Raw genomic sequence first — 25,988 nt, forward strand, 5'->3', positions numbered from 1 at the left:
TGTTACCGCAGTTTCAGGGACGACAGGCCGATCAGCGCGAGAACGACGGCAATGATCCAGAAGCGCACCACGATCGTCGATTCCGCCCAACCCTTTTGCTCGAAATGGTGATGCAGCGGGGCCATGCGGAACACCCGCTTGCCGGTCATCTTGAAGGAAACGACCTGGACGATGACCGACACCGCCTCAAGCACGAACAACCCGCCGATGAGGGCCAGCACCAGCTCATGTTTGGTGGCGACGCTGATGGTACCAAGCGCGCCGCCTAGCGCCAGCGAGCCGGTATCGCCCATGAAGATCATCGCAGGCGGAGCGTTGAACCACAAAAAGCCGAGGCCGGCGCCGATCAGCGCCCCGCACAGCACCGCGAGCTCGCCGGTGCCGGAAACGAAAGTGACCTGGAGATATTCGGAAAACACTGCGTTGCCGACCAGGTAGGCGATGAACCCGAAGCTCGCCGTAGCGATCATGACCGGGACGATGGCCAGCCCGTCGAGCCCATCGGTGAGGTTCACCGAATTGCCGGCCCCGACGATGACGAAGACGGCGAAGGCGACGAAAAACCAGCCAAGGTCGATGAACAGCCCTTTGAAGAAGGGCAGCGCCAAGGACATGGCGTAAGGCTCCTCGACCACCGAGATGATGGCCAAGGTGGCGAGCGCGGCGATGACGACCTCGGCGGTAAGTTTGGCCCTGGCCGGAAAGCCGCGCGCCGAGGCACGGGAGACCTTCAGATAGTCGTCGTATAGCCCGATAGTGCCGTAGCAGAGCGTGACGAACAAAACGACCCACACATAGGGGTTGGACAGGTTGGCCCACAGCAGCGTCGACACGGTGACCCCCGTTAGGATCATCAGGCCGCCCATGGTCGGCGTCCCCTGCTTGGAGAGGAGGTGGTTCTGCGGGCCGTCGTCGCGGATCGGCTGGCCCTTGCCCTGGCGCACGCGCAGCATGGAGATGATGCCGGGGCCGAACAGAAACACGAACAGCAGCGCGGTGACGATGGCGCCGCCGGTGCGAAAAGTGATATAGCGAAACAGATTGAAGAGCTGAAACTGATCGCTCAGTTGCCCGAGTAGATAAAGCATCCTGTCCTCAATTCGCGGCCCCCCCGGCAAATGTTCTAGCTTCGTACCTGACCACGAGATGGCGCTCAAGAGCGGCAACCAATGGCGCCATGCAGCTGCCGAGCGAGCCCTTTATCATCACCACGTCGCCGGGACGGACATCACGCTCCAACAGCTCAGCCAGACCGTCCGCCTGTTTCGCGTGCCCGGCCCTGAGCGCCGGCGGCAACGCCTCGCGCAGGGCGGCCATCATCGGCCCGGCCGTATAGACCAGATCGACACCGGCGTCGGCCAGAGCATCGGCGAGCTCGGCATGCAGGCGTGGGGCGGCCTCTCCCAACTCCAACATGTCGCCGAGCACGGCAATACGGCGGCCGTTGCCGCTCGGCTGAGCCTGGCCGAGGGTGGCGATGGCCGCGCGCATCGAAGCGGGATTGGCATTGTAACTCTCATCGATGAGGCTCACCGGACCGAGCCGGGTCGAAAAGTCGAGGCGCCGTCCGCGCCCGTCTGGCGCTCGCCAGGCGCCGAGCGCCAGAGCCCCGCGGGCAAGGTTGCCGCCGACAAGTTGCACAGCCGCCAGCACGGCGAGCGAATTGAGAATGAGATGCTTGCCGGGCGCGCCGATTTTGTAGGTTGCGCGAGTGCCCAAAATGTCGGCGCTGACCGCCGAACACTCGGCGTGCAGCGACAATTTGGCGGCGCGCGCGTCGGCGCGCTCATCCTCGCCGAAACCGACGACCCGGCCGGCGCCGGCGGTGCGGGCGCGTTCGGTGAGAAAATCGAAATAGGCATTGTCGCGATTGAGGATTGCCGCACCGCCCGGTTCCAGTCCGACGAATATTTCCGCCTTCGCTGCTGCGATGTCGTCGAGCGCGGCGAAAAATTCCAGATGCACGGGCTCAACCGCTGTAACGATGGCGATATGCGGCCGGATCATGCGGGCAAGCGGAAGGATCTCTCCGGGATGGTTCATGCCGACCTCGAATATCGCGAAGTGGGCCGTCGGCGGCAACAGCGCCAGCGACAAAGGCACCCCCCACTGATTATTGTAGGAGGCAGCCGACGCGTGGGTCTCACCGCTCGGTGAGAGCGCCACGCGCAGCATCTCCTTCGTGCTGGTCTTGCCGACGCTTCCCGTTACCGCAATCACCTGCGCCGGGCTGCGCGCCCGCGCCGCGCGGCCGAGATTTTCGAGCGCTTCCAGCGGATCGGGGACCACCAGCAGCGGCGCCCCGGCGATCTCGGCGGCCTTGTCCTCGGCCACGACGGCGAGCGCCGCGCCCTTGTCGAGCGCGGTGGCGGCAAAGGCATGGCCGTCGCGCTCCGACCCGCGAATGGCGAAAAAGGCTTCACCCGGACCAATCGTGCGGCTGTCGATCGAAATGCCGAAAATACCTTGCGGCGGATTTCCGGTCAGCCGTCCGCCGGTTGCCGCAATGATATCGGTGAGCGACCAGAGCTCGTCGCGCTCAGGCACGAGCATCCACCTGCTCGAGGGCTGCCAAGACCGCCTCGTGATCGGAGAATGGGATGACCTCATCGCCAACGATCTGACCGGCCTCGTGGCCCTTTCCGGCAACCAGCAGAACGTCGCCGGCGCGCAGCATCCGCACGCCGGCGGCCACCGCCGTACGCCGATCGCCGATCTCGATCGCCTCCGGCGCCGTCGCCAGAATCTCGGCGCGGATCGCGGCGGCGTCCTCGCCGCGCGGATTGTCGTCGGTAACGATGGCGATATCGGCAAGGGCGGCGGCGACCTTGCCCATCATCGGCCGCTTGCCCTTGTCACGGTCGCCGCCAGCGCCGAACACCACGATCAGGCGGCGCCTGGTGTAGGGCCGCAAGGTCCGTAGCACCGTCTTCAAGGCGTCGGGCGTGTGCGCATAGTCGACAAAGACGGCGGCGCCTTCCGGCGTCTCGGCAATCTTTTCGAGCCGCCCCTTGGCGCCTTCGAGCGTGCCGAACGCGGCCAACGCCTCACCTACCGGAATCCCAGTGGCCATCGCAAGACCGGCTGCGACAAGCGCATTCGCGGTCTGGAAATCGCCGACCAGCGGAAGCATCACTCGATGTTCCTCATCGTCCCCGTCGACGACCGTCAGAGCCTGGCCGAGGTCGGCACGCGCATGGGCGACAAGCTTGAGCGCCTCGCCGCGCTCGCCGACCGTTAGACAGGAAATGCGGCGCCTGCGAGCAGCCTCGACCACAGCCGAAGCATGGCTGCTGTCGGCGTTCACCACTGCTGTGGCGCCGCCGGCCAGAACCTCGGTGAACAGACGCAGCTTCTGTGCCAAATAGTCATTGAAGGTTTCGTGATAATCGAGATGGTCGCGGCTGATATTGGTGAAGCCGGCCGCGGCAAACTGCACCCCGTCGATACGGTATTGGGCAAGTCCGTGGCTGGAGGCTTCCATTGCCGCGTGGGTAATGCCCTCATCGGCGAGATCGCGCAACAGCCGGTGCAGCGCCACCGGGTCGGGCGTCGTGTGCTGCAACGCTTGCATCGCGCCGTCGACCACAACGCCGACCGTGCCGATGCTTGCCGCCGCGTGGCCTGCGCGCCGCCAGATCTGGCGCAAGAAGGACGTTACCGACGTCTTGCCGTTGGTTCCGGTGACGGCGGCCATGATATCGGGCTGGCGGCCATAGAAGCGGGCCGCAGCCACGGCCAGCGCTCGGCGCGGATTGTCGACCCTGATCATCGGCACGCCGAGGGTCGCCGCGCCGGTGACCTGTGGCCCGACGAGCACGGCCGCCGCGCCGCGCCGGCAGGCATCGGGGATGAAGCGCGCGCCGTCGGCCCGCGCGCCGGCGATCGCCGCGAACAGATGTCCGGGCGCCACCTCGCGGCTGTCCGCCGTCAAGCCCGTGATCTCAATTTTTCGCCAGGCGGAGGATACCCTCCGGCTGTCTTCGACAAGCGCTCCCAAGTTCATATTTTGGCCGTTCTTCGGTCATGTGCGTAGCCAGTCCTCCCGCCGGCAGACCCCCTCCGCCGACAGGAACTCAGTAAGACACCTGTATCGCCCGCGTGGCACCACCCTCCGGGCGATCGAAGCGCGGCGCAACGCCTAGCATCGGCGCGATCCGCCCGACGATGCGCGCGGTGGTCGGCGCCGCGTTCCACCCGGCAGTCGCATAGCCCCTGGTTTCCGCCGTTCCATGCGGTTCGTCAAGCACAACGAGCACGACAAATTCCGGATCGTCGCTCGGAAAGACGCCGACGAACGAGGTCAAGAGCTTGTTGCGTGCATACGTGCCATTCACAATCTTCTCGGCCGTGCCAGTCTTACCGCCCAGGCGAAAGCCCTCGATGTCGGCCTTTGTCGCGGTTCCGGCCTCCACGTTGAGGCGCATGAGATAGCGCATCGCCCGGCTGGTGCGTTCCTTGACCACGGGCACGGCCTGCGCCCGTGCCTCGCTACGGCTGCGGGGCAGCAAGGTCGGGGACACGAGATAACCCCCATTGACCAGCGCTGCGACGCCGCTTGCCACCTGCAGTGGCGTCACGGAGATGCCGTGGCCGAAGGCTGCCGTCATCGTGGTGATCTCGCTCCATTTGGCGGGCACTAGCGGCGCTGCCGTTTCGGGCAGCTCACTCTCGAGCCGGCCGATGAGGCCGAGGCGGCGCAAGAACGCCTGGTGGCGCTCGACGCCGACGTCGAGCGCCATCCGCGCCGCGCCGATATTGGACGAATAGATGAAGATTTCCGGAACGCTAAGCCAGCGATGCTTGCCGTGATAATCGTCGATCGTAAAGGAGGCGATGCGGATCGGTTTGCTGGCGTCATAGGAATCGTTCAGCGTTGCCGTGCCCTCGTCGAGTGCCATGGCGACAGTGAACACCTTCAGCGTCGAGCCCAATTCGAAGACGCCGCCGGTGACCCGGTTGAGCCGGTCGGGATCGAGCGCGCTGGCGCCGTCATTGGGGTCGTAGTCGGGCAGCGAAGCCAGGGCAACGATCTCGCCGGTGTGGGCGTTGAGCACGACGCCGCTCGCCGCCTTGGCCTGGAACCTGTCCTGCGCTGCAACAAGCTCGGTTCGTAGCGCATACTGAACCCGGAGATCGATTGAAAGGCTGAGCGGCCGTTGTTCGTGGCCGGTTGCCAAACCCGCCTGTTGAAGCGCCGCAAGACCATGTGAATCGATATACCTCTCGATACCGGCAAGCCCCACATTGTCGATGCTGACATGGCCGAGAATATGGCTTGCCGTCGGGCCTGCGGGATAGATGCGTCGGCTTTCCTCAACGAAGCCGAGGCCCGGGATGCCCAATTCATGCACTGCCGCCTGTTGCGCCGGAGTCATCTCGCGGCGCACGAACACGAAGGCGCGGTCCGACTTGAGGTCCGCGCGCAGCTGGTTGCCGTCGAGATCGGGCAGCAGCGCGGTGAGCTGATCGACGGCATCGTCGACGTCGACGATTTGGCGCGGGTCGGCGTAAAGGGATGGCGTCTTGATGTCGGTGGCCAGAATCTCGCCGTTGCGGTCGAGGATGTCGGGACGGCTGGCGTTTAGCGCCTGCTCGGCGCTGTAACCCTGCGCCTCGGCCGTTTGCGGCGCGGCCGTCAACAGGATTAGCCGCAATGCAACCGCCGCATAGCAACAGATGAAGAAGCCCATGGTCAGAACGACCCGGGCCTTGCCCCCTTCCCTCTCGCCCCGGTTCGCGGCCCCCCGCCTCGGATCCTTGCGTTCCACCACTCCTATTTCCCCCTTACTCATGGTTACTTCCGTCTCCCGTCAGCGGACCATCGTCGTGCCGCCGCCGGCAAAGCCGCCAAGCGACCGCGCGTCGCCATAGGGGTCCGGTTCGCTCGGCCGCTGAGGCAGGTCCTGCAAGGTGATGATCTGGTGCACGTCGACGGGCTTGAGATCGAGATAGCGGTCCGAAAGCCCCTGCAGACGTCCCGGCTGGTTGAGGTGGCTCCATTCCGCATTGAGAACCGCGATCGTATCCTCTTCGGCGGCAATCTCCGCGCGCAGCGCGGCCACTTTCTTGGCATCGCTGACGGCTTCGTATTTGACGCGGTAGAGTGCAAAGGAGCTCAGGATGACCGCCATGATGGCGACGAGGTTGACGATGCGGATCATTGCGAATGTACTCCCTCATACTGCGGCAGCGGCGCCAGCTCGGGAAGACCGAGCCCTTCGAGCCGGATCGGCCGCGCCGGCGCCGCGGTGCGGCTTGCGGCGCGCAGGCGGGCAGAGCGGGCGCGCGGATTGGCGGTTATCTCCTCGGGCGTTGGCGTCTTGGCGCCGCGGAAAAGCGCCTTGAAGGTCGCCGCGGTCGGCGCTGCTTTTTTCGGAACGTGACGCGAGACGGACTCGCCACGGCCCGATGCCAAGGCGAAGAAGCGCTTGACGATACGGTCTTCCAGCGAATGAAAGGCGACGACGGCAAGCCGCCCGCCCTCGCCAAGCACCGCTTCGGCCGCAAACAGGCCGCCGGCAAGTTCCTCCAATTCGCGATTTACGTAGACGCGCAGAGCCTGAAAGGTGCGTGTTGCCGGATGGATACGCTGGCCGGCCCGCCCGCCGACCACCCGCGATACAAGTCTCGCCAACGCGGCCGTGCGGACGATCGGCTGAGTTTCGCGTTCCTCCACGATCGCCCTGGCAATCGCCCTGGCGCGCTTCTCTTCCCCCAGAACGCGGATGATCCTCGCGAGATCCGCTTCCGCCAGGCCATTGACCACATCGGCCGCAGTCGCGCCCGTCTCCCCCATGCGCATGTCGAGCGGCCCGTCCTGGAGAAAGGAGAATCCGCGTTCAGGCGTTTCGAGCTGCATCGAGGAGACGCCGATGTCGAAGGCCACTCCATCGACGCTGCCGAGACCCGCCGCGGCGACATGGATGCCAAGGTCGGAAAAGCACCCCTCGCGCAGGATCAGCCGATCCGGATAGGCCCGCGCAAGAGCGGCCCCCGCTCTCGTGGCCTGCGGGTCGCGGTCGAGCGCCAGCACGGTGCAGATGGCGGCATCGAGAAAGGCGCGCGTATAGCCGCCGGCGCCAAAGGTGGCATCGACATAGATGCCGCCGTCCCTGGGCGCGATGGCCTCGATCACCTCGCTTAATAATACGGGAACGTGGCGGGCCGGTCCGCCAGCGACACCCCATTTCGTGCCGCGGCCCGCCATCATTCCCGTCCTCCTGTTGGACCGGCGCCGGAGCGCCTTGCCGCACCAAGAAGCTGCTTGAGCTCACGGAGCCGGTCGCGTCCCTCGGCCAGATACGCCTCGAAACGGCCAGGCTCCCAAATCTGAAATTTGTATCCGAGACCGACGAAGGTGACGGCATCGGCAATCCCGGCATGGACCTTCAGCCGTTCGGACAGGATCACCCGCCCGTCGGCATCGAGCCTCAGCATCTCGCTGACACCGAACAGGGCGGTTGCCAGATGATCGCGCTCGTCCGAATAGGGATTGAGATTGTCGAGCAGGCTGTGGATGGTCTCGATCAACCGGTTGCCTCCGGCGTCGAGCGCCTCCTCGTCCAGCGCCGGGTAGCAGAACACGCCCTCGCACGATTCCTTGGCGAGGATGTTGCGGAAGGACGCAGGGACAGACACGCGGCCCTTGGCATCGATCCGGTTGGTGTGTGTGGACACGAAATGGTCCATCGCCCCCTCAACGCTACTGGCCTTCCCTTGTTCCGCTGGGCCTGTTCCCCCCAACGTCAAGGCTGCGGATTTGCGCCGTGCAGTCGCAAATGGCGCGCGACTTAGCCCAGACCGCCGCGCAACGCTCCATCACGGCTGACGGGATACTATGGGATATCATGGGATTCTGTGGGCGTCAATAAATCGACGCCCCAGTGGGCTGAAACGCGTTACTTATCATCAATGGATGGTAAAGGTGGTTCGTTAACGACCCGTAACGGCACGTGAGCCAGGCGAAAATGGCGGCGCCCCCGCTCGTTTCCGGGCGGGGGCGCCATTCGCATTTTCTGAGCGTCAGCCAGCCTGTAAGCCGGGTTCTGTATGCGGGCGAGCCCGCATGGCGGCCATTCATCTGGGACGCCCGTTGCCGGACGCCTCAAGCAACCAACCCGGACGGCGGCCCGAAACCAGCCTGGAACGCGAACGTCCCGTGCCATCCCTATTCGGTTTTGCTCCCGGTGGGGTTTGCCGTGCCACCCCTGTCGCCAGGGGCGCGGTGCGCTCTTACCGCACCCTTTCACCCTTGCCGCGCATCCCGCAATGGGGGGCGCGGCGGTTTACTTTCTGTGGCACTTTCCCTGGAGTTGCCCCCGCCGGGCGTTACCCGGCACCGTGTTTCCGTGGAGCCCGGACTTTCCTCTCCGCCGGCAATTACGCGCCAACTTACAGAGCGGCCGCCCGGCCAACTGACACTTATCAATATGAACCCATATCCGGCAACGTCAAGAGGCCGGGCCTGGCGGCAAATGCCCTAGGATGCCTCGGCGCCAGCGCTGCCGCGGCCCATGAGAGCCTGGACCCTGCTGCAATACAGCCGGCTGGTCCTGGTCATGCGCTTAGCATAGTGGCCGGCATTGTAACGCAGGATCGTGCCGCACACGCTGCCGCCCGCGAGCTTGTAGGCGGTTCCGAGATAGCTCATGCCCCAGCGCAGATTGGTGTCCGGATCGTAAAGTGCTCGCGCGCTGCCCGTGAAGCCGATGCCGCGCGCGGTCTGAGGCTTGATCTGCATCAGGCCGATCTCGCCGGCCCGCCCACGGGCGCGTGGATTGTAGTTGCTTTCCAGCCGTACCACCGCGCGAGCCAACGCCACTGGAACGCCGTGGCGGCGGGCGTGGTTGGCGACCAGTGCGCGGAGATGCGCCGAGGATCCCTCAATACCCGACATTGGCGAAGTCTCGTCAGCGCCGAACGGTGAAGCCGCGCCGACCGGCGCCGATGGATCGCCCCGAAATCCTTTTGCCGCGACCGCTGGCGGAAAGGCCAGCAGCACAGCCGCCATGACGGCGCCAATACCGAGGTTACGCACATACCCTATTTGCATCCGGATCTCCTTTTGTTGAAGTGCGATGGCCGCACGACGTAAGCGGTGATCTGGGTGCAATATTGTGGTAAATAAGGCATTAATGTGACCATTTCATGGAATCGATTGCCAAAATACTTAACGTTTTTACTGTTCAAATCGAATACATAATTTGTAACTGAGATATTTTCGGCGTGATGTTGCAAAAAGATGCCTAAAAGCTATTCTCAATTTGAATCAATTTCACCAAAAACTTGCCGAAGCAACGACCGCAATGTCTCAATTGTCGAAGAGTCAGCCCGCCCGTCGACTTTTACCTGGCGGAAATGCCGCTGGAAGGCGGCCACCACGTCGCCCGTCGCTTCGTCGAAGACGGCGTTGACCGTCAGCGCGTAGCCGAAGCGGACGAGATCGCGCTGCAGCCCGGCGATGACAGGACCGGCATCGCCAGGCCCAAGATCGTCACCGGTCAGGATCGGCGCAGGCTCGATCCACAGCCCGACGCCGGCGCGCGCAAGCCGCGCCCAATCGAACTTCTCGCCCGGATCGCTCTTGCGCCGGGGCGCCACGTCGGAATGGGCCAGCACCCGTTGCGGCGCAATGGCGCGGCGTTCCACGATATCGCGGCACAGCGCTTCCACCGCCTGCATCTGCGCCTCGGGAAAGTCCGGGTAGCCACCGTCATGGCCGGGATTGGCGATCTCAACGCCGATGGAGCAGGAATTGATGTCCTGTTCGCCGGCCCAGGCAGCGATGCCCGCGTGCCAGGCGCGGCGTGCCTCGGCGACGAGCTGGACGATGCCCCCGTCCTCGAAGACGAAATAATGGCAGCTCACTTCGGAAGCCGGGTCGCACAGCCATTCGAGCGCGCCGAGCGCGTCCGGCATGCCGGTATAGTGCAGAAGCAGCATGTCGGGCTCGGCCCCGCCGCGGCGCATATTGTGGTTCGGCGAAGGCCGGACCTCGTCTGCAAGCCGCGTATCGGCCGCAAGGCTCAAAGCCTGCGCTCCTTGGCGATGCGTTCATAGGCTTCGTTGATCGCCGCCAAACGGTCGTTGGCAATGCTCACGAATTCCACCGGCACGCCGCGGGCGATCAGCCGGTCGGGATGGTGTTCGGCCACAAGCTTCCGATAATGGCGCTTGATCTCGGCGCCACTGGCCTCGCGCGAGATGCCGAGTACGAGATAGGGGTCGCGATCCCGAGCGCGTACATGGCGCGCGGCGATCTGCTCGAAGCAGGTCTCGTCGATGCCGAAAATCTCCGCCACCCGGGAAAGAAAGCCAAGCTCGCGCTCATGCACGATGCCGTCGGCCTTGGCGATCTGGAACAGCCCGTCAATGATATCCTCGAGGATTTCCTCACCGTCCGGATAGAGATCGCGAATGCGCTTTGCATAGATCTCGAAACCGGCAATGTCTTGCTTGGCGAGATCGAACAGGCGCTTGACATTCGCCTCCTCGCCCTCGGGCACCGCGAACAGGTCACGGAAGGCGTCCACCTCCGAGCTGGCGACGACGCCATCCGCCTTGGCCATCTTTGCAGCGAGCGCGATCATGGCGACAGAGAAGGCGACGCGCCGGCGCCCATCGGCGGAGCCGTAGTTCGAGACCGTCTCGATCAACCGGTCGACGAGCGGGCCCAAACCGGTGCCCTGCGCCACGCGGCTGGCGATCTCACCAATGCGTCCCCAGGTGGTCATGGCGGCCAACTTACGTGACTCGGCGCAAAACTGGCGAGGGGTATGTATTCACGCTTTGCCTTTCGCTTCAAAGCGAGGTCGCGGCCCGCGCGGCCTGGTCGTAGTGGCCGGACAGCGCACGCAGGAAGCTGCCGAGCTGGCGCAGCATCTCCTCGTCAGGGCCTGTCGACTTCACCGCTGCGACCAGCAGTTGCTCGCGCACCCTCGCATATCGGGTGCAGGCCTCGCCGCCGGACTGCGTAACCTCCACGACCTTTTCCTTGCCTTCGCGCCGGCTTCGTACAAGCCGCATCCGTTCGAGCTTCTTGATCGAATAGGCAACCGTGTGCGTGTCCTCGACGGAAAGCACATGGCAGATGTCGGCAAGCTTCTTCGGCCGTCCGCGATGAGCGACATTATGCAGAACCAGCACGTCCAGCGGTGCGAGTCCTGACACTCCGGCCGCCGCCATCGCGCGCACCATCCAGCGGCCGAAGGCGAATTGCGCCAGGATGAGCCCAAACTCCACCTCGCTCAGGCCCGGCGAGGCCCCGGCGGCGAGATGTGTCGACGACACGATGGGCCCGATCTCAGCTGACGCCGTTGCCCGCTCCGTGTTGTTCTCGTCTTGCATGGCATGCATGGCATCCTCCCATTAATCGGCGCGCGAACCGCGCGCCTATCTCTCAAGCATGGTGCGGGGCAACCAGAGGGCCAGATCGGGCACCGCCACGAGCAATGCGACCGCCACGATCAGCAACAGAAAGAACGGCAGGGCCGCAACCGCGACCTGCAGAATGTTGCGCCCCGTCAGCCCCTGCAGCACGAACAGATTGAACCCGACCGGCGGCGTGATCTGGCTCATCTCCACAACGAGCACCAGATAGATGCCGAACCAGATAGGGTCGATGCCGGCGGCCTCGATCATCGGCAGGATGACCGCGGTGGTCAGGACGACGATGGAAATGCCATCGAGAAAACATCCCAGGATAATGAAGAACGCGGTCAGTGCCGCGATCAGCGCAAAGGGGCTCAGGTTGAACGACCCGATCCAGGCGGCCAGGGCGCGCGGCAGCCCCGCATAGCCCATCGAAACCGAGAGAAAGGCCGCGCCTGCCAGAATGAAAGCGATCATACACGACGTCATGGTGGCGCCAGTCAGCCCGGCGAGGAAGTTCTTGGCGCTGAGATCGCCGTGGGTCCAGGCCAGAAACAACGCTAGCGCCACGCCGACCGCCGCCGCATCGGTGGGGCTTGCCAGCCCCGTATAGATCGACCCGATCACGCCGGCTATAAGCAGGGCGACCGGGATCAGGCGACGCGAGGCCCACGCCCGCTCCACGAAACCGACGCGCGGCTCCGGCTCCGGAAACCGTTCACGGTTGAGGCCGGACCAGACCATCACATAGGCCATGTAAAGTGCGATCACGACCGCGCCGGGCACCACGCCGGCAATGAACAGTCGGGCAATCGATTCCTCGGTCGCCACGCCGTAGACAATCAGGATGATCGAGGGGGGGATCAGCAGGCCGAGCGTGCCCGAGCCGGCGATCGTCCCGATCACCATCTTCTCGTCATAGCCGCGCCGCATGAGTTCGGGGATGGAGACCTTGCCGACGGTGGCGCAGGTCGCCGCCGAAGAGCCCGATACGGCCGCGAACAGGGCGCAGCCGAGGATATTGACATGCAGCAACCGACCCGGCAGCCGGCCAAGCCACGGCGCCAGACCCGAAAACAAATCGCCTGAGAGCCGCGAGCGGAACAAGATCTCGCCCATCCAGATGAACAGCGGCAGGGCCGCCAGCGACCATTCCGCAGACACGCTCCAGACCGACGTGGCCAGCACCTTTCCGACTGGCGCGGTGGAGAATAGCAGCAACGCCGCAAACCCCGCCGCAAACAGCGAGAAGGCCACCCAGACGCCACTGGCGAGCAGCGCGAAGAGCAGGACGATGAGGCCGAGCGCTAAGCCGATGTCCCCCATCCGCCCTACTCCTCCATCAGCTGGCGAAACTCCGCCTCGGTTTCCGTGTAGGGCGGCTTGCCCCCCTTGAGCAAGGTGACCAGTGAATCTCCGGTTGCGACTGCCAGAGCTGCCAGCCCCAGGGTCATCGCAAGCTGCGGAACCCAGATCGGAATGGCAACGAGCCCGGAAGAGAGGTCACCGAACCGCCGGGATTCGGCGGTCAACCGGGCGGCAAAGACGAGAAAATAGATGACAAAGGCAAAGGCAAAGCCGGCGCTGAATATCTCGCAGGCACGCCGCGCCCCGTCAGGCAACCGGGTAAGGAAGAGACTGACCCGGATATGGGCGCCGCTGCGGAAGCTCCCGGCGAGAGCGAAAAACGTCCCCGTCGCCAGGAAATAGCCGGCGAAGTCGGCATAGGAGGGAATGAGCAATCCGATCGCGTTGCCGCTCGCGAACTCGACGGCCGCATCGAGCACATTCAACCCGACCTGCGCCAGAACCGTCACCAGTATCAGCGCCAGAAACAGCGCCGCGAGCCCGCGGCTCAGCGCGTAAAGCGTCTCCAGGGCGTGCCGCATGGCCGCGACCTCTCACTGCAACTCCGATTCTCCGGGCAGGCTTGCCGGCCCGCCCGGATCCATTCGGTAGAGCGGAGACTACATGGCCTTGTAGCCGTCGATAACGGCCTCGCCGTCCGCGCCGGCGTTCTTGAGCCATTCCTGCGTCATGGTCTCGCCGATTTCGCGCATCGACGCGGCGAGCGCCTCCGACGGCTTGGCGACGTTGAGCCCATTGTCGGCCAGCGTCTTTGTCTGGGTCGCAGTCTCCTGCTTGGAGGCCTTCCAGCCGCGCGTCTCCGCTGCCTTGGCCGCATCGAGCAGGGCGTTGCGCGTCGCCCCGTCGAGCGAGGCGAAGGCATCCTTGTTCACGACCACGATGTTCTTCGGTAGCCATGCCTGCGTATCGTAGTAGTGCGACAGGAAATCCCACACTTTCGAGTTCACGCCGGTCGAGGGCGAAGTAATCATGGCATCGACCCGGCCCGTGGCGAAGCCCTGGGGAATGTCAGGCACCTCGATCTGCGTCGGCACCGCGCCGGCAAGTTGCGCCAAGCGCTCCGTCGCCGCGTTGTAGGCCCGGAACTTAACCCCCTTCAGGTCCTGAATGGTGTTGAGTTCCTTCTTGGCATAGACGCCCTGTGGCGGCCACGGCACGGCAAACAGGATCGTCAAACCCTGCTTCGCCAACGCATCCTCGGTCCTTTCACGCGACGCGTTCCACAGCTTGGCCGCGGCATCGTAGCTGTTGGCCAGAAATGGCACTGAATCGATACCGAAGACAGGGTTCTCGTTGGCCAGCGTGGATAACAGAAATTCACCGATCGCCACCTGCCCGGAGCGGACCGCGTTCTTGATTTCGGGATGCTTGATCAGCGAACCCCCGGAATGAACCGCTATCGTAAGCTCGCCGTTGGTCGCCGCCTTCACGTCCTCGGCAAACTTGATGATATTCTGCGTATGGAAGTTTGTTTCGCCGTAAGGCGTCGGCATGTCCCACTTGGTTTGGGAGAATGCCGGAAAAGACAGGCCGAGCGTAAGCGCCCCGGCGGTGGCCCAACGTATCATCCTGTTCATGATGTCCTCCCTGAATTGACCTTCCTGATGGATCAGTGGAGCCGCACGAAATTAACGATTAGAAATTATCTATAATTCGTTGACGAAATGCAAGCATTGTGATTTTCCTTGTGCATTGGCGCCCCGCGCCGAGGAGGAACGCCCTGGCAAGGGAGTCAAGCGCTTCGCGACGCTCCTGTAAAGGCGGAGACTCGACGGAAACGAGGGACTGATGTCGGCCAAGTGGGATTTCTGGATCGACCGCGGCGGCACCTTTACCGACATCGTCGGGCGCGCGGGCGACGGCGCCATCCGCACCGAAAAGCTGCTGTCGGAGAATCCGGAAAAATACAGCGACGCCGCGGTCGAAGGCATCCGCAGGATCCTTGGCGTCGCGCCAGACGCGGCCGTGCCGGGCGAACTCCTCGGCGTGGTGAAGATGGGCACCACCGTCGCCACCAACGCGCTTCTCGAGCGCAAGGGCGACCGGACCGTGCTGGTGACGACACGCGGTTTTCGCGACGCGCTGAGGATCGGCTATCAGGCGCGGCCGAAGATCTTCGCCCGCGCCATCGTCAAGCCGCAGATGCTGTACGAGCGGGCGGTCGAGGTCGAAGAGCGCGTTCGCGCCGACGGGACCATTGAGACGCCGCTCAATCTTGCTGCCGCGCGGAAGGATCTGCAGGCGGCGTTCGACGCTGGCATCCGTGCCGCGGCCATCGTCTTCATGCACGCCTACCACCATCCCGAGCACGAGCGGAAGGTGGCCGAGCTTGCCCGCGAAATCGGCTTCACCCAGGTCTCGTCGAGCCACCAGGTCATCCCGCTCATCAAGCTCGTCGGCCGCGGCGACACCACCGTGGTCGACGCATATCTCTCGCCGATCCTGCGCCGCTATGTTCGCCAGGTGGCCGAGGATTTGGGGGCGGAGACAAGAGGCGAGGAGTGTCCCCACGAGTCCGGCCGGAGGCCAGCCCGAGGAGAGGCTTCGGACGCGACCGGAACGAAACAACAGGAGGAAAACAAGCCGGAAGACGCACGTCCGCGGCTCATGTTCATGCAGTCGTCGGGCGGGCTGACCGACGCCAATCTGTTTCAAGGAAAGGACGCTATCCTTTCCGGCCCCGCAGGCGGGGTGGTCGGCATGGTCGAGACGGCGCGGCTTGCCGGTTTCGAAAAGGTCATCGGCTTCGACATGGGCGGCACCTCGACCGATGTCTCGCATTTTTCCGGCGAATATGAGCGCACCTTCGAGACCGAGGTCGCCGGCGTCAGAATGCGCGCGCCGATGATGCTGATCCACACGGTGGCGGCCGGCGGCGGCTCGGTGCTGCATTTCGACGGCGCCCGCTTCCGGGTCGGGCCGGATTCCGCCGGCGCCGATCCGGGTCCCGCCTGCTACCGGCGCGGCGGCCCGCTCGCCGTCACCGACGCCAACCTCATGATGGGCAAGCTGATGCCGGAGTTCTTCCCGAAGATCTTCGGCCCCGACGCCGATAAGCCGCTCGACGCGGAGATCGTCCGTGATCGCTTCGCCGCGCTGGCCGAACGGATCGGCGACGGCCGCAGCGCGGAGGAGGTCGCCGACGGCTTCCTCAAGATCGCGGTGGAGAATATGGCCAACGCCATAAAGAAAATCTCGGTCGAGCGCGGTTACGACGTCACGTCCTATGTGTTGAACTGCTTCGGCGGCGCGGGTGGCCAGCACGCCTGCCTGGCCGCCGACGCGCTTTCGATTCCCCGCGTACTGCTCCATCCGCTTTCCGGCGTGCTGTCGGCCTACGGCATGGGCCTGGCGCAGATTCGCGCCGCCCGCCAGCAGGCGGTCGAGGAGCCGTTCGCCCAAGCCGCGCTGGCCTCGCTCGCCGAGACCGCCGGCCGGCTCGGCGCCGAGGCGTGCGCAGAGGTCGTCGGTCAGGGGGTGCCGGAGAGCGACGTCACCGTGCATGTGCGCGCGCATATCCGTTACGCCGGCACCGATGCCGCCCTGGTCGTGAGCGCGGGCGAGTCTACGCCACCCGATGACGCTTTCCTCTCCTCTTCAAAGGGGAAGCCGAAAATTGTTAGCCTCGCCGAGATGCGGTCTTTCTTCGAAACTGCGCACAAGGCGCGCTTCGGCTTCATCGACGAGACCAAGCAGCTCGTCGTCGAGGCGGTGTCGGTCGAGGCGGTTGGCGGCACCGGGACATTCACCGAGCCGGTCCTGGAGGCGACCGTCGCGCCGCTGCCCGCGCCGGCGGCCAAGACGCGCTTCTTCTCGGCCGGCGGCTGGCACGAGGCGAAGGTCTATCTGCGCGCCGACATCGCGCCCGGCCACCGCATTGCCGGGCCGGCCCTGATCATCGAGCCGCACCAGACCATCGTCGTCGAGCCGGGCTGGGAAGCGGAGGTAACGCGCTACGACCATATCGTGCTGACCCGTGCGGTGGCGCTGCCGAAGCGCGTCGCCATCGGCACCGAGGCCGATCCGGTGATGCTCGAAGTGTTCAACAATCTGTTCATGTCGATCGCCGAACAGATGGGCGTGACGCTGCAGAACACCGCATATTCGGTCAACATCAAGGAGCGGCTGGATTTCTCCTGCGCCGTGTTCGACGAGACCGGCTCGCTGATCGCCAACGCGCCGCACATGCCGGTGCATCTCGGCTCCATGGACAAGAGCGTCGAAACCGTCAGCCGCCTCAACAAGGGGCGTATTGAGCCAGGCGACGTATTCGTCCTCAACGCACCTTATAATGGCGGGACCCACTTGCCCGACATCACGGTGTGTACCCCGGTCTTTGACACCGCGGGCCAACAGATCCTTTTCTGGGTCGCCTCGCGCGGCCACCATGCCGATGTCGGAGGGGTCACGCCGGGCTCGATGAGCCCGCGCGCCACCCATGTCGACGAGGAAGGCGTGCTGATCGACAATTTCAAGCTCGTCGACCGCGGCCGGTTCCGCGAGGGGGCGCTGGTCGACCTCCTCACCGACCATCCCTTTCCGTGCCGCAACGTCATCCAGAATGTCGCCGATTTGAAGGCACAGGTCGCCGCCAACAAGAAGGGCGTGCAGGAGCTCGGCAAGATGGTCGCCCAGTTCGGGCTTGCCGTGGTGCGCGCCTATATGGGCCACGTCCAGGACAATGCCGAAGAGAGCGTGCGGCGGGTCATCGGGGCGCTCAAGGATTCGGCGTTCCGATACGAGATGGACCAGGGCGCGGTCATCAAGGTGAAGATTACGGTGGACCGGGAAAAGCGCGAGGCAACCGTCGATTTCACCGGCACCAGCCCCCAGCAGCCGACCAATTTCAATGCGCCGTTGCCGGTCACCCGCGCCGCCGTGCTCTACGTTTTCCGCGTCATGGTCGACGACAATATCCCGATGAATGCGGGCTGCCTGAGGCCGATCCGGCTGATCGTGCCGGAAGGCTCGATGCTGGCGCCCGCCTACCCTGCCGCCGTCGTCGCCGGCAATGTCGAGACGAGCCAGGCTGTGACCGACACGCTGTTCGGCGCGCTCGGCGCCATGGCCGCGGCACAGGGAACGATGAACAACCTCACTTTCGGCAATGACAAATACCAATATTACGAGACCATCTGCTCCGGCTCGTCCGCCGGCCCCGGCTTTAGCGGCGCCGACGCGGTGCACACCCATATGACCAATTCCAGGCTCACCGACCCGGAGATCCTCGAGCTGCGCTATCCCGTGCTGCTCGAGGATTTTCACATCCGCGAGGCCTCCGGTGGGAAAGGGAAATGGAATGCCGGCAACGGCACCCAGCGCACCATCCGGTTCCTGGAAAAGTTGCAGTGCGCCATTCTCTCCGGCCACCGCCGGTTACGACCTTTCGGCCTGGCGGGAGGCGAACCGGGCGAGCTCGGCGAGAACTGGGTGCGCCGCAACAACGGCACCATGGAGCGGCTCGAAGGCTGCGACGAGACGGTGCTCGAGGCCGGCGAAGCGATCATCGTCAAGACGCCGACGGGCGGCGGCTACGGGAAACGCTGAGCGCCTTTGGCCCCGCCCGCTGCGATGAAAATCGCCGGTGACAAGCGGTCCAATTCCCACAACTAAGGCTTTAGTCTCGCCCGTTAACGTCTGCGACGACCTCGTCGACAGCCCGCCGCGCGTGCAATCTTGCCCCGTGCAGCCAGCCCGCGGTTTTTGCCTTGGCCTTCGGGTCGTTAATCTCTTGCAGCGCTTGGCGCACGAGCGGCATCTTTTCTGTCAGCGCGTCTTCGCTCTTGTCGAATGCCGCGTGGCGTGCGCTGCATGTCGGAGCCCACTTGTCGACAGTGCGCCTGATCGTCGCCAAATATGCCCTGCAATCGGCGACTTTGCGCACCACCAGGATGTGTTTGCGCAGGCCGGAAAAACAGCTCACTTGTATCGCTCGGTGCTTCTCCTCGTGACGCTTCAAGTTGTTACGGAAAGCGACGACCTGTTTGCGAAAGGCGGGGCTCAGATTTTTTTCGTTGTGATGCCGCGGCAGCGTCATGACATGCTTCAGCTCGAAGGTCAGGCTCTTGATGTGGCAGGAATCCGCGCTTGCCGGGCGCACCATCCAATTCGATCGTGTGCTCAGCGTGGAAAACGCCTGATCATTGTCGATGGTGGGTCCGTACCAAAGAATCGAACGCAGCATTTCCAAATATATGCCGCCGGAAAAATCGTAATATTTGTAGGTGACGGTGCTGGTCACGGGACCGGCGCTGACCGGCAAGCTCACCAGCGTTAGCAGCGCTGCAGCGCCAACGAGCGCCGGCGGTGCTGCTGCGAAATATCCGTTATGCAGCATAATTCTAGATTCCCCCACTGATGACCGCTGAAACTATTGTCTAGGCGCCCCGCTCGGTCAAACAATACTTTCCGGTTGCACCAAGTTTTCCCTCGGTTACTCCCAGACCTTATAGCACTGCAGCCACAACTTTCCGCCGATCAGGCAGTCGATGCGCGCCGGGCGGCAGGTGGCCTGTTCCGTCCGCTAATTGTCCCAATACTGGTAGCGCTGCATCCAGATCTTCTCGCCGATCAGGCAATCGACCCTTGGAACGCGCTGGCTGAATTGAGCCGGGACGACTCGCGGCGGTGCACCGGCAATCTCCAGCACCAGCTTGCGCCGCACGGCGTCGGCAAAGCCGGTCAGCGTGCGCACCGGCACGATGAAGGCGCCGAAGCCGCCGATGACGCAGTCCTCGTAATAGATGTCGAGGTCGGCGATGTCGAAGAAACCGCTCGGGTTTCTGGTCTTGAGGATCACCGGCAGGCCGTTGATCGTGATCCCCTCCGAGACGATACGATCGCGCACCACGGTCACAGGCACGCCCTGATTGTTGGCGCCGTCGCCGGAGACGTCGATGACCCGGCGCATGCCGCTGAAACCGTTGCCGTCGAACAGCGTACCGGAAAAGGCGAGCGCGCCGCTGATCGAGGTGCGCCGGGCCCGCAGCAAGGTCTCGGCTGCAAGCTTTGTGGCAAATCCGTCGGCGGCGTCCTGGCCGTCGATCAGCGTCCAAGGCAGAACCGTGCGCGCCGATGCGGTGCCGGCCCACTCGACATAGGTTACCGCAATGCGGCCATAGGCGCCGGAGCGAATCGCCTGGATCACCTCCGGATGCCGCAGAGCGGCGACATAGCCGTCGCGCTGCAGCTCCAGCTCGTCCGGGTCCATGGAATAGGAGATGTCGACGGCGAGCACGAGCTCAAGATCGACGGGCTCATCGGCGGCGCTCGCCGACAGGGTCCATAACGCGGCGGCGAGCATCGTGACGACGAAACCGAGCCGAAATCCCTTTTGCGCCATGGCCAAAGACCTCTTCATATGCGCAGCAGCGAATCGAGACGGGAACCAGTTCTCCCTTACTGTCTAATTATCCCAATCCAAGATACGCCTGCGCCACAATTTTTCGCCGATCAAGCAGTCCATGCGCGCAGCACGCTCGGTGTACTGCGCCAGAATCGGCCGCGGCGTCAGGCCGGCGATTTCCAGCACCAGCTTGCGCCGCACCGCCGACGCAAACTCGTTCAGGGCGCGCACCGGCACGATGAACGCGCCAAAGCCGCCGATGACGCAGTCCTCATAGTAAGTGTCGAGCATGGATACGTCGAATGCCCCCGAGCGGTGGTTGGGCTTCAGCATCACCGGCAGGCCATTGATGGTAATGCCCTTCGACACGACGAGGTCGCGGACCACCGTCACCGGCGCGCCTTGCTTGTTCGGCCCATCGCCGGAAATGTCGATGACCCGCCGCACGCCGTCAAAACCGTTGCCGTCGAAAAGGCCGCCGGAAAAGGCGAGCGCGCCACTGATCGAGGTGTCGTGGGCCGTTCGCAGCGGCGCTGCGGCGAGTTGCGCCGCAAACCGGCCGGCCGTCGCATCGTCGTCGATCGGCATCCACGGCACGACGACGCGCACCGAATGATTGCCGGCCCATTCCACATAGGTCACGGCGATGCGGCCATAGCTACTGGATCGGATCGCCTGGATCACCTCCGGGTGGCGCAGCGCGCCGAGATAGCCTTCGCGTTGCAGTTCCTGCTCGTCCGGGTCCATGGAGCCGGAAATGTCGACGGCGAGCACCAGCTCCAGATCGACGCTCTCCTCGGCTGCGGCGGCGCCGCAGACGCAGAGTGCCAAAGCCGCTGCAACGCGTCGCAATAAGAATGGAGACCTCCTCATGGGCGCGATCATTGCACGGCGTCAAGGCGGTGAAAAGCCGCGGCGAGCCGCAGCTTCTACTTGCAGTAGCGGTAGTTGCCGTCGCGCGCGTGGCGGGCGAGATCAAGATGCAGATGGTCATGGTGGAAGGAATCGGCGTCCGGGCTTAGCACCGTGTAGAAGCGTTTGCAGGCACCCGCATGGATTTCGCGCCAGAAGGCGCGTTCGGCGCCCCTGCCCCGCCAACCGGACTCGACCGCGGTCCAGTGCCCGCCTGCAAGCATGAACGAGGCGATGTCGATAGCGTTGCCGAAGGCATGCTCGGAGATGCGCGCGCCCGGCTGACTGTTGCGAGTGCGGCAGGAATAGGACCCGAGCACCTTGGCACCGATGACCGGCACGCCGAAGTGGCGTTGGGCGGCCGGCTGCACGACTTCCGCCAGCCATTGATCGAGCGCCGCCGTCATGCTGCAGTCGAGCGTCGCGCCAGGGTCGAGCCACACATCGCCGGCAAGCGATGCCCGGACCCGAAACGGCCGGCCGATGCCGCAAGCGCCGTTACCGTCGATCGGCGACAGCAGCTGTACGAAAGCGTTGGCGCTGGCGCTCCCGTTCGCGAGGCAGCGCTTTTCCGCCTGCACGCGCCATCCATGTTCCTCATCGCCGAAAAACGAAAATATCCCGCAGCCACCCGCCAATAGAAGGAGCAGCAACGCAACAAGCTGCCGGCACACTCGCCATCCCATGGCGGCAGAGTGATCCGCTCTTGGCAAAATTTGCGTTAAGAAACATGGTTACCGCTCTAAGGCCGTGGCGGGCGCTGATAGCCTGGCCCGACTGTCAGCGGACCTTCCGGCATGACCTCTTGGCCAACCTCGGAGACATAGCTCTTTTCATAGCGTGCGAGAATTTCCGTGCCGTCGCGGGAAATCAGCTGCACCGTCACATGATAAGCGCGGCCTGCGAGGACACCCTCAACCGGCGGCGAGATCAGGCTGTAGCGGAGCTTTTCCGTGCCTATTCGCACGCGCATCATGAGGGGCTCTCCGCCCGCCGGATCTTCAAATTCTGCCTTGATGATAGTTCCCACGGGCAGCGGCCGGACGACCCGTGCCGTAAAGCCGTAGGTGACCTCGCCGATACGGTAATTGAAGATGAATCCGCCGCCGAGAAAGCTCAGATAGGGCTTCTCGGCAGGGTCCGGCCGGTTGGCGAGCACATAGGCGAGCGCCAGCGCGGCGGCCGCCGCTGCGATGACGGCAATCGCCATCCGGGCGTGGCGGTGGCGCAAGCCGTCTTGCCGCATTCCAGAATCGGGCATCGCCCCTTCCCCGAGCGCTACGAGGTGCAACGCCTTCACTTATCGCCGCGCAGCGGCATATCGGCAAGACGGGTCACTGCAAAAATAGGCAAAAAGCTCATCTATTCCTTCGGCGCTCTTAAACAAGTACATGATTTCTCGGAACAATAGTGAGCGATATGTTCCCTGGTGCGTGGATTTTGCGGTGCCCCATTATGGTGCGGTGCATCATGAATTTGTCTTCTTTGGAACGCAATTGCTGGTTAGAATTCAGTTCAAATAATCCAACGACTAATCCAATGACGGGAGGCCCGCCATGGATATCACCACACGTTTGAACGTCGCCATTTTGTTCGCCGCTCTATTGTTCATCGGCGCCATCGTGATCGGCGTCCTCTAGAGTTCGAAAACGCCAAACGAATTTCACAGATGGAGTTCAACTTTGCAGCCCGGGGTTCAGCGCCTCGGGTCTTTCATTTGTGGAGAGAGTATTTGTCACTGCGTCGTCATTCTGCGAGCCGGAACAGGCAGTTAATTATCTGTTTGACTGCATTTGGGACGGTTTGACAACGGACGCGCGAACGGATTGGCAGACTCTCGAACAACTTCGTGCAGTGAGCGCCCTTCAGTGACCACCCGGGGCTGCCAAGACTTTGTGCCGAGGAGGTTTTGGCAATGAAAATCTGCATTGTCGGCGCCGGTGCGATCGGCGGGATGATGGCGGTCAAGCTGGCGAATGCCGGCAATGACGTCACCGTTATCGACCAGGGCGCGCACCTGGCCGCGATCCAGGAAAACGGACTGAAGCTCATCTGGGACGACAGCACGGAACTGACCGCCAGGGTGAAGGCCGTCGCCGCGGCGGCGGAGGCCGAGCCGCAGGATCTGGTCATTTTGGCGCTCAAGGCGCACTTCCTCGACAAGGTGGCGCGCGACATTCACCGGTTGCTTGGCGACGACACCATGATCGTGACCGTCCAGAACGGCATTCCCTGGTGGTATTTCGAGCGCCATGGCGGCCCCTATGACAGCGCGCGCCTGAATAGCCTCGATCCCAGCGGTCTGTTGACGCGCAACATTCCGGCAAAGCGCATCATCGGCTGCGTCGTCTATCCGGCGGCCTACGTCGCCGAGCCCGGCGTGATCCAGCACGTCGAAGGCGACCGCTTTTCCGTCGGCGAGTTGGACGGCAGGACGACGCCGCGTGTGCAAAAGCTGCATGACCTATTGGTTGCCTCGGGCCTGCGCTCGCGCATTCTCGGTAACATCCGCTCGGAGATCTGGCTCAAGGCCTGGGGAAACCTTTCCTTCAACCCGATCTCGGCGCTCACCCACGCCACGCTGGTCGACATTTGCGAATTCCCCGAGACCCGCGATCTCGCCGCAGCCATGATGACCGAGGCCAAGGAGATCGCCGAAAAGCTCGGCGTCACCGTTCGCCACACCATCGAGAAGCGCATCGCCGGTGCCGCCGCGGTGGGCAAGCACAAGACCTCGATGCTGCAGGATGTCGAGGCCGGCCGGTCTTTGGAAGCCGGGGCGCTGATCGGCGCCATCCTCGAGATGGGGAAGCTGACCGACACGCCGGCACCGTCGATCAAGGCGGTCTATGCCTGCGTCAAGCTGCTCAACAAGGTGATGCTGCTGGAGCGCGCGGGTGTCCGGCTGTGTGCGGCTTAGGCCACCCGTTCGGACACCGCCTTCGGATCGTAATTGAGGATCGGGCTGAGCCAGCGCTCGACCGCGGCGACGCTCATGTCCTTGCGCTTGGCATAATCCTCGACCTGGTCGCGCTCGATCTTGCCGACGCCGAAGTAATGGCTGTCGGGGTGGGAGAGATAGAGCCCAGATACCGACGAGGCCGGCGCCATGGCGCAGCTTTCAGTCAACGTGACGCCGGCCTTTTCCTCCGCTTCCAGGAGCGCGAACAGGGTCCGTTTTTCGGTGTGATCGGGCTGCGCCGGATAGCCCGGCGCCGGGCGGATGCCGCGGTATTTTTCCGCGATCAACTCCACATTGGACAGCTTCTCGTCCCGCGCATAGGCCCAGAATTCGCGACGCATGCGCTCGTGCATGTGCTCGGCGAAGGCTTCGGCCAGCCGGTCGGCAAGCGCCTGCAGCACGATCTTCGAATAATCGTCATTGGCGCGGGCAAAGCGGTCGAGCACCTCCGCCTCGCCAATCCCGGTAGTCACCACGAAGGCGCCGATATGGTCTGAAAGGCCCGTCTGCTTTGGCGCGATGAAGTCGGCAAGGGCGGTATTGGCGCGGCCGCCACGCCTGCGCGCCATCTGCTGGCGCAGCGTGTGCAAGACGGCAATGGGTTGCTTGCGCCCCTTATCGCCATAGACCTCGATATCGTCGTCGCCGACGCTGTTTGCCGGCCACAGGCCGACGACGGCGCTGGCGGTAAGCCACTTCTCCTCGACCAGACGTTCGAGCAGCGCCTGCGCGTCTGAGAAAAGCGCGCTCGCGGCTGCCCCCTGCTTGTCGTCCTCGAGGATCGCCGGATAGCGCCCCTTCATTTCCCACGCGGCGAAGAACGGCGTCCAGTCGATATAGGGGATGAGGTGTGCAAGGTCATAGTCGTGAAACGCGCGGACGCCCAGCATGGCCGGCTTGGGCGGCCGATAATCCGACCAGTCGATGCGGAACCTGTTCTCGCGCGCCTTGATGAGCGACAGGCGCTGCTTTTCCCCTTCGCCGCGCGCATGGGCCTCGGCGATGCGGGCATATTCGGCCCTGACCCCATCGATGAACGCGTTCCTTTTGTCGGCGGAGAGCAGGTTCGAGACGACGCCGACGGCGCGGCTTGCGTCGGTCACATAGACCGTCTGGCCGTTCTTGTAGTTCGGGTTGATCTTGACCGCCGTATGCACCCGGCTTGTCGTCGCGCCGCCGATCAGAAGCGGCAGATCGAAGCCTTCCCGCTGCATTTCCGCCGCCACGTGGCACATCTCGTCAAGCGACGGGGTGATCAGTCCCGACAGGCCGACAATGTCGGCTTTTTCTTCCCGCGCCGTCTGCAGGATTTTCGCCGCCGGCACCATCACGCCGAGGTCGATCACCTGGTAGTTGTTGCATTGAAGGACGACGCCGACGATGTTCTTGCCGATGTCGTGCACGTCGCCCTTGACGGTGGCCATCACCACCTTGCCGGCGGACGGCGCATCGTCCAGACCGAGCTCGCGCTTCTCCTCTTCCATGAACGGCATCAGATAGGCGACCGCCCGTTTCATGACCCGGGCCGACTTGACCACCTGCGGCAGGAACATCTTTCCCGACCCGAACAGGTCGCCGACCACGTTCATGCCGTCCATCAGCGGCCCCTCGATGACGTGCAGCGGCCGCTCGGCCTTGGCCCGCGCCTCCTCGGTATCCTCGGTGATGAAATCGGTGATGCCGGCGACCAGCGCATGAATGAGCCGCTCCTCCACCGTGCCCTCGCGCCAGGTGAGGTCGGCTTCCTTCTTCTGCATTCCGTCGCCGCGGTAGCGCTCGGCGATCTCCAACAGCCGTTCGGTGGCATCCTCGCGGCGGTTGAGCACCACGTCTTCGCAGCGCTCTTTCAGCTCCGGGTCGAGCTCCTCATAAATGGCGAGCTGGCCGGCATTGACGATGCCCATATCCATGCCCGCCTGGATGGCGTGATAGAGAAACACCGCGTGCATGGCCTCGCGCACCGCCTGGTTGCCGCGGAACGAGAAGGAAAGGTTCGACACCCCACCGGAGACATGAACGTGCGGCAGC

21 protein-coding genes, 1 other RNA gene and 1 pseudogene are annotated in these 25,988 nt (G+C 64.0%); 2 read left to right on the forward strand and 21 right to left on the reverse strand.

What is annotated here, in order from left to right; translation table 11 throughout:
* Positions 1-2: 2 nt before the first annotated feature.
* The 15 genes and pseudogenes from mraY to Q8P46_17495 form a co-directional block, all read right to left on the reverse strand.
* The gene (mraY, locus tag Q8P46_17425) at positions 3-1,088 is read right to left on the reverse strand and encodes a phospho-N-acetylmuramoyl-pentapeptide-transferase (GenBank protein MDP2621930.1); all 1,086 of its coding nucleotides are present in this window, start codon (positions 1,086-1,088) and stop codon (positions 3-5) included.
* Positions 1,089-1,095: 7 nt separating this feature from the next.
* Positions 1,096-2,553: a UDP-N-acetylmuramoylalanyl-D-glutamyl-2,6-diaminopimelate--D-alanyl-D-alanine ligase gene (locus Q8P46_17430; protein MDP2621931.1), complete on the reverse strand. Its 1,458-nt coding sequence runs from the start codon at positions 2,551-2,553 to the stop codon at positions 1,096-1,098.
* Positions 2,540-4,006: a UDP-N-acetylmuramoyl-L-alanyl-D-glutamate--2,6-diaminopimelate ligase gene (locus tag Q8P46_17435; GenBank protein ID MDP2621932.1), complete on the reverse strand. Its 1,467-nt coding sequence runs from the start codon at positions 4,004-4,006 to the stop codon at positions 2,540-2,542. Before Q8P46_17435 ends, Q8P46_17430 begins: the two co-directional genes overlap by 14 nt.
* A gap of 70 nt (positions 4,007-4,076) precedes the next feature.
* Positions 4,077-5,795, reverse strand: a complete 1,719-nt coding sequence (locus tag Q8P46_17440; protein ID MDP2621933.1) for a penicillin-binding protein 2 — start codon at positions 5,793-5,795, stop codon at positions 4,077-4,079.
* A gap of 18 nt (positions 5,796-5,813) precedes the next feature.
* Positions 5,814-6,164, reverse strand: coding sequence for a hypothetical protein (locus tag Q8P46_17445; GenBank protein MDP2621934.1), 351 nt, complete (start codon positions 6,162-6,164; stop codon positions 5,814-5,816).
* A complete protein-coding gene (gene rsmH / locus Q8P46_17450; protein MDP2621935.1) occupies positions 6,161-7,213 on the reverse strand; it encodes a 16S rRNA (cytosine(1402)-N(4))-methyltransferase RsmH in 1,053 nt (350 codons plus the stop codon). Before rsmH ends, Q8P46_17445 begins: the two co-directional genes overlap by 4 nt.
* Positions 7,210-7,692: a division/cell wall cluster transcriptional repressor MraZ gene (gene mraZ, locus Q8P46_17455; GenBank protein ID MDP2621936.1), complete on the reverse strand. Its 483-nt coding sequence runs from the start codon at positions 7,690-7,692 to the stop codon at positions 7,210-7,212. The genes rsmH and mraZ overlap by 4 nt, the downstream gene beginning before the upstream one ends.
* A 329-nt stretch (positions 7,693-8,021) precedes the next feature.
* An RNA gene (gene rnpB, locus Q8P46_17460) (RNase P RNA component class A) lies at positions 8,022-8,421 on the reverse strand.
* A 61-nt stretch (positions 8,422-8,482) separates the two neighbouring features.
* Positions 8,483-8,860, reverse strand: a pseudogene (locus Q8P46_17465) (transglycosylase SLT domain-containing protein).
* A 401-nt stretch (positions 8,861-9,261) separates the two neighbouring features.
* Complete coding sequence (locus tag Q8P46_17470) at positions 9,262-9,972, reverse strand: N-acetylmuramoyl-L-alanine amidase (protein ID MDP2621937.1); 711 nt, start codon at positions 9,970-9,972, stop codon at positions 9,262-9,264.
* Between the two features lie 56 nt (positions 9,973-10,028).
* Positions 10,029-10,736, reverse strand: a complete 708-nt coding sequence (locus Q8P46_17475; protein ID MDP2621938.1) for a DnaJ family molecular chaperone — start codon at positions 10,734-10,736, stop codon at positions 10,029-10,031.
* A 67-nt stretch (positions 10,737-10,803) separates the two neighbouring features.
* Positions 10,804-11,358, reverse strand: a complete 555-nt coding sequence (locus Q8P46_17480; protein ID MDP2621939.1) for a winged helix DNA-binding protein — start codon at positions 11,356-11,358, stop codon at positions 10,804-10,806.
* A gap of 36 nt (positions 11,359-11,394) precedes the next feature.
* Complete coding sequence (locus tag Q8P46_17485) at positions 11,395-12,699, reverse strand: TRAP transporter large permease subunit (GenBank protein ID MDP2621940.1); 1,305 nt, start codon at positions 12,697-12,699, stop codon at positions 11,395-11,397.
* 5 nt (positions 12,700-12,704) lie between these two features.
* Positions 12,705-13,262: a TRAP transporter small permease gene (locus Q8P46_17490; protein ID MDP2621941.1), complete on the reverse strand. Its 558-nt coding sequence runs from the start codon at positions 13,260-13,262 to the stop codon at positions 12,705-12,707.
* Positions 13,263-13,340: 78 nt separating this feature from the next.
* A complete protein-coding gene (locus Q8P46_17495; GenBank protein MDP2621942.1) occupies positions 13,341-14,318 on the reverse strand; it encodes a TRAP transporter substrate-binding protein in 978 nt (325 codons plus the stop codon).
* A 211-nt stretch (positions 14,319-14,529) separates the two neighbouring features.
* On the opposite strand from Q8P46_17495, the gene Q8P46_17500 reads away from it, so the two are divergent.
* On the forward strand, positions 14,530-18,288 hold the full coding sequence (locus tag Q8P46_17500; protein MDP2621943.1) for a hydantoinase B/oxoprolinase family protein: 3,759 nt from the start codon (positions 14,530-14,532) through the stop codon (positions 18,286-18,288).
* A 70-nt stretch (positions 18,289-18,358) separates the two neighbouring features.
* Here Q8P46_17500 and Q8P46_17505 read toward each other — a convergent pair whose 3' ends face one another.
* From Q8P46_17505 to Q8P46_17525, 5 genes are all read right to left on the reverse strand, one after another.
* Positions 18,359-18,982 carry a DUF922 domain-containing protein gene (locus Q8P46_17505; GenBank protein MDP2621944.1) on the reverse strand — a complete coding sequence of 208 codons (624 nt, stop codon included), beginning with the start codon at positions 18,980-18,982 and terminating at the stop codon, positions 18,359-18,361.
* Between the two features lie 282 nt (positions 18,983-19,264).
* Complete coding sequence (locus Q8P46_17510) at positions 19,265-20,044, reverse strand: DUF1194 domain-containing protein (GenBank protein MDP2621945.1); 780 nt, start codon at positions 20,042-20,044, stop codon at positions 19,265-19,267.
* 102 nt (positions 20,045-20,146) lie between these two features.
* Positions 20,147-20,938, reverse strand: coding sequence for a DUF1194 domain-containing protein (locus tag Q8P46_17515; GenBank protein ID MDP2621946.1), 792 nt, complete (start codon positions 20,936-20,938; stop codon positions 20,147-20,149).
* Between the two features lie 77 nt (positions 20,939-21,015).
* Positions 21,016-21,579 (reverse strand): extensin family protein, encoded by a 564-nt coding sequence (locus Q8P46_17520; GenBank protein MDP2621947.1) that lies wholly within the window; start codon positions 21,577-21,579, stop codon positions 21,016-21,018.
* 161 nt (positions 21,580-21,740) lie between these two features.
* Positions 21,741-22,259: a hypothetical protein gene (locus Q8P46_17525; GenBank protein MDP2621948.1), complete on the reverse strand. Its 519-nt coding sequence runs from the start codon at positions 22,257-22,259 to the stop codon at positions 21,741-21,743.
* Between the two features lie 654 nt (positions 22,260-22,913).
* Between Q8P46_17525 and Q8P46_17530 the strand changes: the two genes are divergently transcribed.
* Positions 22,914-23,918, forward strand: a complete 1,005-nt coding sequence (locus tag Q8P46_17530; protein ID MDP2621949.1) for a 2-dehydropantoate 2-reductase — start codon at positions 22,914-22,916, stop codon at positions 23,916-23,918.
* Here Q8P46_17530 and Q8P46_17535 read toward each other — a convergent pair.
* On the reverse strand, positions 23,915-25,988 hold a 2,074-nt coding region (locus Q8P46_17535), incomplete at its 5' end, for a vitamin B12 dependent-methionine synthase activation domain-containing protein (protein ID MDP2621950.1). The two genes, Q8P46_17530 and Q8P46_17535, sit on opposite strands and share 4 nt — an antisense overlap.

This window comes from Hyphomicrobiales bacterium, assembly GCA_030688605.1.
In the GTDB taxonomy this organism is placed as follows: domain Bacteria; phylum Pseudomonadota; class Alphaproteobacteria; order Rhizobiales; family NORP267; genus JAUYJB01.

Excerpts from the sequence above, each read along its gene's own strand:
- mraY (MDP2621930.1), bottom strand. The coding sequence starts at position 1,088 with ATGCTTTATCTACTCGGGCAACTGAGCGATCAGTTTCAGCTCTTCAAT.
- Q8P46_17430 (MDP2621931.1), bottom strand. The coding sequence starts at position 2,553 with ATGCTCGTGCCTGAGCGCGACGAGCTCTGGTCGCTCACCGATATCATT.
- Q8P46_17435 (MDP2621932.1), bottom strand. The coding sequence starts at position 4,006 with ATGAACTTGGGAGCGCTTGTCGAAGACAGCCGGAGGGTATCCTCCGCC.
- Q8P46_17440 (MDP2621933.1), bottom strand. The coding sequence starts at position 5,795 with ATGAGTAAGGGGGAAATAGGAGTGGTGGAACGCAAGGATCCGAGGCGG.
- Q8P46_17445 (MDP2621934.1), bottom strand. The coding sequence starts at position 6,164 with ATGATCCGCATCGTCAACCTCGTCGCCATCATGGCGGTCATCCTGAGC.
- rsmH (MDP2621935.1), bottom strand. The coding sequence starts at position 7,213 with ATGATGGCGGGCCGCGGCACGAAATGGGGTGTCGCTGGCGGACCGGCC.
- mraZ (MDP2621936.1), bottom strand. The coding sequence starts at position 7,692 with ATGGACCATTTCGTGTCCACACACACCAACCGGATCGATGCCAAGGGC.
- Q8P46_17470 (MDP2621937.1), bottom strand. The coding sequence starts at position 9,972 with ATGCGCCGCGGCGGGGCCGAGCCCGACATGCTGCTTCTGCACTATACC.
- Q8P46_17475 (MDP2621938.1), bottom strand. The coding sequence starts at position 10,736 with ATGACCACCTGGGGACGCATTGGTGAGATCGCCAGCCGCGTGGCGCAG.
- Q8P46_17480 (MDP2621939.1), bottom strand. The coding sequence starts at position 11,358 with ATGCATGCCATGCAAGACGAGAACAACACGGAGCGGGCAACGGCGTCA.
- Q8P46_17485 (MDP2621940.1), bottom strand. The coding sequence starts at position 12,699 with ATGGGGGACATCGGCTTAGCGCTCGGCCTCATCGTCCTGCTCTTCGCG.
- Q8P46_17490 (MDP2621941.1), bottom strand. The coding sequence starts at position 13,262 with ATGCGGCACGCCCTGGAGACGCTTTACGCGCTGAGCCGCGGGCTCGCG.
- Q8P46_17495 (MDP2621942.1), bottom strand. The coding sequence starts at position 14,318 with ATGAACAGGATGATACGTTGGGCCACCGCCGGGGCGCTTACGCTCGGC.
- Q8P46_17500 (MDP2621943.1), top strand. The coding sequence starts at position 14,530 with ATGTCGGCCAAGTGGGATTTCTGGATCGACCGCGGCGGCACCTTTACC.
- Q8P46_17510 (MDP2621945.1), bottom strand. The coding sequence starts at position 20,044 with ATGCTCGCCGCCGCGTTATGGACCCTGTCGGCGAGCGCCGCCGATGAG.
- Q8P46_17525 (MDP2621948.1), bottom strand. The coding sequence starts at position 22,259 with ATGCCCGATTCTGGAATGCGGCAAGACGGCTTGCGCCACCGCCACGCC.
- Q8P46_17530 (MDP2621949.1), top strand. The coding sequence starts at position 22,914 with ATGAAAATCTGCATTGTCGGCGCCGGTGCGATCGGCGGGATGATGGCG.